The sequence below is a fragment of the Frankia sp. CoWAU3 genome (genome assembly GCF_977971855.1).
Genome location: NZ_CDWWXB010000127.1, coordinates 1 through 2,026, shown reverse-complemented (window position 1 = coordinate 2,026; position 2,026 = coordinate 1). Strand labels below are relative to the sequence as shown.

Below are 2,026 nucleotides of genomic sequence, written 5' to 3'. Positions count from 1 at the left end.
ACGGGCCGCGCGTCGAGCCAGTAGTCCCGCAGGTGCGCCCCGTCGAACACGATCCCCTTGTGCACGATGAAGTTCCGGACCTCGACGACCTGACGCCCGGGCAAGGCTCGTTCGACCCCGTTGACCAACCAGCCGAGACCGGCGGTGGCGGGCAGCACCGGGGCCGGCCCGATCTGGTGCTGGTCGATGACCGTCTCGGTGTCCATAGCCGCTATCGAACGGTGCGCCACGAACGCGGCGGGCTCCGTGCCACCCACAGCCCGCGCGAGCGGAGCGGATCCACCGATGAGGACCGCGCCATCCGCGCCGTGGCCGTCGACGAGTTCCGCGACGAAGCGGCGCGCGCCCTCGTCCGGCGGCAGCAGCGTCACGCCCCGGGAGCGGAAGAGCTCCCGCAGGTCGGCCGTTACCATCCCGCCGTCCCAGGCGCCCCAGTTCAGGGCGACCACCCGGCCGGTGAGCCCGGTCCGGGCCCAGGCCGCGACCCTGGTCAGCGCCTCGTTGGCCGTGGCGTAGTCGGCCTGCCCCGGGTTACCGAAGACACCGGCGACCGAACCGAACAGCACGAGATGACGCAGCGGTGCCCCCTCCAGCGCCGTGAGCACGGAGCGCAGACCGGCGAGCTTCGGGGTGAGCACCGACCGGATGGCCGGGACGGTCTTGTCCGTGAGCATCGCGTCGGCGAGAGCGCCGGCGCCGTGCACGACGCCGGTGACCCGGTCACGCCAGGGCGCGAGCGCCGCGGCCGTCGCCACCGGATCCGAGGCGTCCACGGCCTGGTAGTGGATCCGCGCGCCGGTCGCGGCAAGGTCACCGAGGGTGGCCCGCACCTGCCGGACGGCGATCACGGCGGCAGCCGCGGCATCGACGTCGGGCAGCCGCACCTTGCGTCCCTCGGCACGGGCCCCGGCGAGATACGCCGCCTTGAGGCCGTCATCCTCGACTCCGGCCGCCCAGCCCGGCTCCTCAACCAGATTCGTGCGTCCGAGCAGGACGAACTCGCAGGAGGCGCGGCGCGCCAGCTCCTCGACGCAGCGCGCGGTAACTCCGCGGGCTCCACCGGTCACCACCAGGACGTCATCCGGGCCCACCGGTGGCCGGAGCGTCGCCGGGGCGGTCGTCCCGGCCACCCCGGCCGCCTCAGCCACCCCGGACGCCCCGCCCTGGACATACTCGACGGACCAGCGGCGTCCCTCGGGATCCAGACCAACCTCGACGACGTCCCGGGCGGAATCGACGGCCTCCGCCAGGACGGCCGCCGCGAAGGTGTCGTCGTCGAGCGCCGGATGGACGTCGACCGACCGGCAGACCAGCTCAGGTGCCTCGAGCGCGACGGTCTTCACCAGCCCGGTGACCCCCGCGGTGACCGCCCCGGCTATCGAGGACCCGCCCCGATGACCGAGCAGCCCGTCGACCCGCGTCACCGTGAGGAAGGCCACGCGCCGGCCCGCCGAGGCCGCCGCCCGCAGTGGTACGATGACCCCCTTCGTGGCCAGGATGGCGTCGGCGAGCCCACGCGCGGCGACGTCGAAGTCGGCCAGCCCGGTGGCGCCGATCCCGGCTCGATCGTCCTCCCCGGCGCGGCTCGGCCCCGGATCCGGCGCCCGGTGATGCCGGAGCGCCGAGGGCGAGCAGGCAGAGGTCCAGGCGGACCGATCCGGCGACGGCTGCGAGCGCCGCCTCGACCGCGGCGCCATCCCAGCCGAGGAGGCCGGCGGCGTCGGAGCCCGCAAGGGACCCGATCGCGATCCGCTCGACCGAGATGCCGCGCTCCCTGAGGTGGCGGACCAGCGCCGCACCACCGGCGTCACCGACCTCGATCACGAGCGCGCTGGGCTGGACGCCGAAAGGCTCGTCGAGCGGGTCTACGGCCGGCAGAAGGCGCGGCACCGCGCGCAGCCGCTCGATGGGCGCCTCAGTCGGAACGGGGTGCGGCGCCGGTGCAGTCGCCGTGGGCATCGACGCCGCCGTCTCAGTAGCGGTGGGCGGGGTCGACTCGGGTGCGGCGCTGGCCGGCGCGGTCAGG

Annotated in this window: 1 protein-coding gene; it reads right to left on the bottom strand. The window is 74.8% G+C overall.

From position 1 onward, the window contains the following. Positions 1-1,697 (bottom strand): KR domain-containing protein (locus AC08ON_RS12105; protein WP_476616983.1); only part of this gene is annotated, 1,697 nt, incomplete at its 3' end. Between the last annotated feature and the right edge of the window lie 329 nt (positions 1,698-2,026).